Source organism: Bacillus sp. GMs2/2 (genome assembly GCF_050172095.1).
In the GTDB taxonomy this organism is placed as follows: Bacteria; Bacillota; Bacilli; order Bacillales; family Bacillaceae_G; genus Bacillus_A; species Bacillus_A cereus.
The window spans coordinates 1-5,534 of record NZ_JBNLYE010000274.1 but is presented as its reverse complement, the minus strand read 5'-3'; the positions used below and the strand labels follow the sequence as shown (position 1 = coordinate 5,534).

Genomic DNA, 5,534 nt, shown 5'->3' with positions numbered 1-5,534 from the left:
ATCGTATTTTTTGTGTTAATATTCAAAATATAAAGGGTATTCGTCGTATGGAAATGGAGGGAATGGAGGTTTTTCCAATCGATAAGGATATTAAAGAAATATTTTGTTCACACTTGAAAAACAATAGGCACCAATTCGTAGAGAACTGGAAAAACAAAATGATAATTTCCGAAAAAGATCCATTTAAACTAGAAGTAGTTCAAAATGGAGAGGATTTACTAGAGTTAATTATCGAACTTACTATGGAAGATAAAGATATAAATTATCTTCAACCGTTATGTGAGAAAATTGCTATTGAACGTGCTGGAGCAGATGCGAATATTGGAGATTTTGTTTATAACGCAAACGTGGGAAGAAATGAACTTTTCGAAGCGATGTGTGAATTAGATGTTAGCGCTCGTGAATTGAAACCAATTATGGCAAAAATACATACTTGTTTTGACAAATTAATTTATTATACCGTTTTAAAATACTCGGAAATTATATCGAAGAATTTAGAGGAAAAACAGCAATATATTAACGAAACACATAAAGAAAGACTGACGATTTTAGGACAAATGTCAGCTAGTTTTGTACATGAATTTCGTAATCCGCTTACTTCCATTATGGGGTTTGTCAAATTATTAAAGGCAGATCATCCGAGTTTATCGTATTTAGATATTATTTCGCATGAATTAGATCAATTAAATTTTCGTATTTCGCAATTTTTACTCGTATCAAAAAAAGAAATGTGGAATGAATCGGAACGGTTTTGGCTTAATGACTTGTTTCAAGACATTATACAATTCTTATATCCGAGTTTGGTCAATGCGAATGTTTTGATTGAAAAGAATTTACCGTATCCAATTCCGCTTGTTGGTTATCGGAGTGAAGTGAGACAAGTATTTTTAAACATATTAATGAATTCAATTGATGCTCTTGAATCAATGAAAGAAGAACGAAAAATTATCATTGATGTATTTGAAGAAGATCAAGCTATTCGAATTGTGATAAAAAATAATGGACCAATGATTCCAGCTGAAAATGTAGAAACGATTTTTGAACCATTTGTAACTACTAAAAAGTTAGGAACTGGTATTGGATTATTTGTATGTAAACAAATTGTGGAAAAACATAATGGATCCATTATGTGTCGATCAGATAACGATTGGACAGAATTTCAAATTGCATTTCAAAAATAAACAGTCTACACCAAATGAATGGTGTAGACTGTTTTAATTTGTGAGTATAACGGCTTCTAATTTAGGATCTTTAGTTGAATAACCTACTATTGAAATTGTATAAATAACATTTGGTTCAACATTGAATTTCGGTATAGTCAATAAAATGTTTTTATTATCTGCGAGTGAAATTTCAATATCTGCTGTACCAGGGCTAACTTGCAAAAAATCGGTTATTTGTTTAAAGAGTACATTTTCAAATAAATGATCTCCATCTTTTAAATCTACATTTACAACAGGGGTATCTGGAGAGAAATGTGCAAAGCGTATTTTTGCTTGACCAGCTGGTAAATGTGTATTATCAAGTATAGGTTGTAATTGTAGGTGATTATCACTATTTATTGCAGCAAGAGTATAAGTATGATTTCCCATTATTGGTACCAACGCTGAAAAGATTGGAGTTTCATTTCCGACAGGAACAATATCTATACGGTATTTACCTTGCACTAATGATAAATAAGGGCTGAATTGCTTAAATGAAATATTTTTAATAACCTTTTGTCCGTTTACTAAAATGTCAACCGCCGGTATATTTGGATCGGCATGAAAAATTCTTATATGTGATGGTAAAGCAGCTTCTTGTGATTCTCTTGTTTCATACGCCTGTACAAGTTTTGATAGTGCATCGTAATATTTCATATATAATTCTATATATTTTTTAGGGTTACGAAACTGATAGTAACGTGCGAGCTGTTCGTATTGCGTAACTTCTTGTCCATATTTTTCGATTTCAGATTGAGACATGAACATTCCTCCTTTGTCATCATTAAAACTATATGCGAAGCAAGAAAGCGGTTATGCAAAAAAAATGATTTTATAAAGGGAAAATTAAAAAGTGACAACAAATATGTTTTCATAAAGAGGTGCTGGTGCTTACGAGAATTTCACAGAGTAAAGCAGTACATATGACTGTACGAAAGTAAAATAAATGCCAAATTGAAAGTGCATTTCAATTAACATATTGAATACATGTCCAAAAATCGCTAGAAAACTAGGGATTTTTTTAATTATAGGCAAATACACATACAAAGTGATAATTGTCCTACATAAATTATAAAGGAAAGATACTTTGAATCTGAGGAAAGGAGTGCCACTTCGGGATAGGGATATCCCGATAGTAATTGTGAATGAAGTTATGAAAAGGTTTTGTGTTATAGACTGTAGGATGAATTTGTAAACTTCATTTTTCTATTTATTTTAGCAATTGACAGTATTAACCCATAAGAGAGCGTCATGACGAACTGATTAGTGTGGTTAATCGGTTCTTTTTTTATAGTTTAAAAATGAAAAGTTTACATAATGAATAGGAATCTGAATTGATTAGTAAGGTGGGTGTCGAAATTTGTTTTAAAATATGCAATTTAAAGTAGGATAATAGGAAGGAGTTTAACGGGAGTTCCGTCGAAGTGTACAGAATGTCGGTATTTAAGGACAGCTGGCATTATGCTATAAAAACATTTGGTGATGCAGTCATTTCATATAAGGAGGGTCATTTGGGCGTATAGAAAAGGGTTGGTCTTCGGGTTTTTTAGTTCTGAATTTTCTGTTTTATAAAATTTTTTAAGCACTCATTTGTATATTTTATAATAGTTTTTTGATAAATTCACTGCTTTTGCAGAGGATTCTTTTTTATGAAAGAAACGTCAATTTTCTTCATATATATATACAAATTGGAGAAATGGGGGAGCGCTATGCGCGATTACTTAATTAAACCACTTGTTGGTCAGCCGTATCCAATGATTTCACATGGAAAAGGTGTTTATTTGTATGATCAAAATGGCAATAAATATTTTGATGGTTCGTCAGGAGCAATTACGGCAGGTATTGGGCATGGCGTAAAGGAGATTGCAGACGTTATTAAAAAGCAAGCTGAGGAGATTGCTTTCGTTTATAGATCACAGTTTACGAGTGAACCAGCTGAAAAATTAGCGAAGAAGTTAAGTGATTTAAGTGTAGGAGATTTGAACTGGAGTTTTTTTGTAAATAGTGGTACGGAAGCGAATGAAACAGCTATGAAAATTGCAATTCAGCATTTTCAAGAGCGAGGTATTCAAGGGAAACATAAAATTTTATCAAGATGGATGAGTTATCACGGTATTACGATGGGTGCTTTATCAATGTCTGGGCATCCACTACGTAGACAACGTTTCGTATCTATTTTGGAAGATTATCCGACTATACCAGCTCCATATTGTTTCAGATGTCCTGTTCAAAAGGTATATCCAACTTGTCAGCTGGCATGTGCGACTGAACTAGAAAGATCAATTGAAAGAATTGGTGCAGAGCATATTGCTGCTTTTATTGCTGAGCCGATTATCGGAGCAGCTGGAGGCGCGGTTGTTCCGCCGAAAGACTATTATAAAGTCATTAAAGAGATTTGTAATCATTACGATATTTTATTTATTGCGGATGAAGTAATGACTGGGCTTGGTCGTACTGGAGCATGGTTTGCGATGGAGCATTGGGGCGTAGAGCCGGATATTATGACACTTGGTAAAGGGTTAGGAGCGGGATATACACCGATGGCAGCGACAGTTGTAAGTGATCGTGTTATGGAACCAATATTACGTGGATCACGTTCAGTAATGAGCGGTCATACGTTAAGTGCAAATCCATTGTCTGCAGCAACGGCTTTAGCTGTTATTGAATATATGGAGAAACATAATCTTCCTGAAAAAACAGCAGAAAAGGGAGAGTATTTAATAAAAGGCTTACAGAAAGTTCAGCAACAATCGACAATCATTGCTGATGTGCGCGGAAAAGGGTTGCTAATCGGAGTAGAATTGCAACCGTTTACAAAAGCGTCAGAGCTTATTTCAGTTGCAGCTAAAAACGGCCTGCTTTTATATCAAGCAGTTTCAGGGCAAGCAGGAAAAGAAGATAGTGCACTGCTTGTAGCACCGCCAATGACAACTACATATTCCGAGTTAGATGAATTACTTTCAATTTTCTCTAAAAGTGTGGAAGAGATGATGCAAAAAGGAGGGCATAGTATCGCATGACAACTATTACAAATACATTCGGTAAATTAAAAGAAATTGAGGAAGTAATTTCTTTGTTCCATGATGATATGACATTAATGTTTGGGGGATTTGGAGGGATTGGATCCCCTCCATCTTTAATACAGGCAATTTTAGAAAAAGGCGTTACAAATTTAAATTTGATTGGAAATGACACTGGATTTCCTGATGTAGGTATCGGTCGTCTTGTTACAAATGAAAGAGTTAAATCACTAATTACTTCTCACATTGGTTCCAATCCAAATGCAGGAAGGCAACTAAACGAGGGAAGATTACAAATTGAGTTTTCTCCGCAGGGAACATTAGCAGAGCGCATTCGCGCTGGTGGCGTTGGTCTTGGTGGTGTTTTAGTTGATGTTGGTGTTGATACGATTGTGGAAGAGGGAAAACGAACAGTTGAAATGAATGGTAAGACCTACTTAGTTGAAACAGCATTAACTGCTGAAGTTTCAATTGTATATGCAAAAAAGGCAGATCCGTTTGGTAACCTTGTATTTGACAAAAGTGCACGAAATATGAATCCTCACGTAGCGATGGCTGGGGATATAACAATTGTAGAAACGGAAGAAATAGTCCCGCTTGGAAGTTTAGATCCAGAGGAAATTGTCGTTCCAGGTGTTTTCGTAAATTATATTGTACCGTCGGAAGGAGTGAACTGGAAATGGGTATGGGCGTAGAAGTGAGGGATAAGATTGCTAGGCGTGCGGCGAAAGAAATACAAAATGGTATGATTGTAAATTTAGGTATTGGCATACCATCGCTTGTACCAAATCATTTGCTTGACGATATAAATGTTATGTTTCATGCCGAAAATGGAATCGTGGGCATGGGACCAACGCCAAGTAAAGGGAATGAAGACGAAAATTTGTGTAATGCAGCAGGTTTACCAACTTCTCTTATAACAGGAGCGAGTTATTTCGATAGCTGCACAGCGTTTGGGATGATTCGAAAAGGTTTGCTAGACATAACGATTCTTGGTTCATTACAAGTAAGTGAAAATGGCGATTTAGCAAACTGGATTGTACCTGGAAAACGTGTTCCAGGTATTGGTGGAGCAATGGATTTAGCACAAAAAGCGAAGCGGGTCGTTGTTGTGATGAATCATGTTGATAAGTACGGAAATGCAAAAATTGTTTCAGAGTGTACATTGCCATTAACTTCAAAGAAATGTGTAGATTTAATTATTACTGATATGGCAGTCATGGAGGTAACTCCGAGTGGACTTATATTACAAGAATTAATGAGCCCATACACAGTAGAAGATGTAAAACGACATACAGAAGCTGATTTTCAA

5 protein-coding genes are annotated in these 5,534 nt (G+C 35.2%); 4 read left to right on the top strand and 1 reads right to left on the bottom strand.

Going from position 1 to position 5,534, the window contains the following annotated elements:
• Positions 1-47: 47 nt before the first annotated feature.
• On the top strand, positions 48-1,181 hold the full coding sequence (locus ACQGS6_RS22160; RefSeq protein WP_000425086.1) for a BA2291 family sporulation histidine kinase: 1,134 nt from the start codon (positions 48-50) through the stop codon (positions 1,179-1,181).
• A 33-nt stretch (positions 1,182-1,214) separates the two neighbouring features.
• On the opposite strand, the gene ACQGS6_RS22155 is transcribed toward ACQGS6_RS22160, so the two are convergent.
• Positions 1,215-1,964, bottom strand: a complete 750-nt coding sequence (locus tag ACQGS6_RS22155) for a DUF4397 domain-containing protein (protein ID WP_000083287.1) — start codon at positions 1,962-1,964, stop codon at positions 1,215-1,217.
• A 947-nt stretch (positions 1,965-2,911) separates the two neighbouring features.
• Between ACQGS6_RS22155 and ACQGS6_RS22150 the strand changes: the two genes are divergently transcribed.
• The 3 genes from ACQGS6_RS22150 to ACQGS6_RS22140 all read left to right on the top strand — a co-directional run.
• Positions 2,912-4,222: an aspartate aminotransferase family protein gene (locus ACQGS6_RS22150; RefSeq protein WP_001205884.1), complete on the top strand. Its 1,311-nt coding sequence runs from the start codon at positions 2,912-2,914 to the stop codon at positions 4,220-4,222.
• On the top strand, positions 4,219-4,917 hold the full coding sequence (atoD, locus tag ACQGS6_RS22145) for an acetate CoA-transferase subunit alpha (RefSeq protein WP_000208108.1): 699 nt from the start codon (positions 4,219-4,221) through the stop codon (positions 4,915-4,917). The genes ACQGS6_RS22150 and atoD overlap by 4 nt, the downstream gene beginning before the upstream one ends.
• A partial coding sequence (locus ACQGS6_RS22140) for a CoA transferase subunit B (RefSeq protein ID WP_426965618.1) occupies positions 4,902-5,534 on the top strand: 633 nt, incomplete at its 3' end. The genes atoD and ACQGS6_RS22140, both read left to right, overlap by 16 nt.

Bases quoted from the DNA above. Each gene is read 5' to 3' on its own strand.
- ACQGS6_RS22160 (WP_000425086.1), top strand. From the start codon at position 48: ATGGAAATGGAGGGAATGGAGGTTTTTCCAATCGATAAGGATATTAAA.
- ACQGS6_RS22155 (WP_000083287.1), bottom strand. From the start codon at position 1,964: ATGTCTCAATCTGAAATCGAAAAATATGGACAAGAAGTTACGCAATAC.
- ACQGS6_RS22150 (WP_001205884.1), top strand. From the start codon at position 2,912: ATGCGCGATTACTTAATTAAACCACTTGTTGGTCAGCCGTATCCAATG.
- atoD (WP_000208108.1), top strand. From the start codon at position 4,219: ATGACAACTATTACAAATACATTCGGTAAATTAAAAGAAATTGAGGAA.